Annotated in this window: 1 pseudogene; it reads right to left on the reverse strand. The window is 70.0% G+C overall.

The window, feature by feature from the left end:
* Positions 1–540 (reverse strand): annotated as a pseudogene (locus G3N99_RS41510) (glycoside hydrolase family 2 protein); the annotation flags it as partial.

The raw sequence follows: 540 nt of genomic DNA on the forward strand, positions 1-540 counted from the left end.
TGTGGCGTCGCACGGCACGTTGGAGAACGCGAGGCATTCGCTCGCGAAGCGCACGTCCGCGCGGCGCGCGTCGTCGAGCGGGCGCAGGTATGCACCGACGCCGTAGTAGTGCGACACGCGTTCGCGCGGTGCGAACGGCAGCACGCCGCCGTCGGGCGAATCGGGCACATACGGAACGTCGGGCCGGCATGCGGCCGCATGGCCGGCCAGCCGGTCGGCGGTCAGCTCGAGGAAGCGCTGCTTCGGCCCGAGCCCGGACATCGCGGCCTGTTGCGCGATCTCGCTGCCGCCGCACAGTACGGCGAGCGACGGCGATGCGCTGTGACGCGACAGGAACTGCCGGGCTTCGCGATCGACGTTGTCCGCGAATGCGGGATCGTCGAGCGCGTAGTCGAAGTTCGCGAACATGAAATCCTGCCAGACCAGCAGCCCGAGCCGGTCGCACCAGGCGTGAAAGGCATCCGCCTCGTAGGTCATCGTGCCGCCGACGCGGATCATGTTGAAGCCCGCGTCGCGCGCGAGCCCGAGCAGGCGGGCGTA

It is taken from the genome of Burkholderia sp. Ac-20392, assembly GCF_017104585.1.
Lineage (GTDB): Bacteria > Pseudomonadota > Gammaproteobacteria > Burkholderiales > Burkholderiaceae > Burkholderia > Burkholderia lata.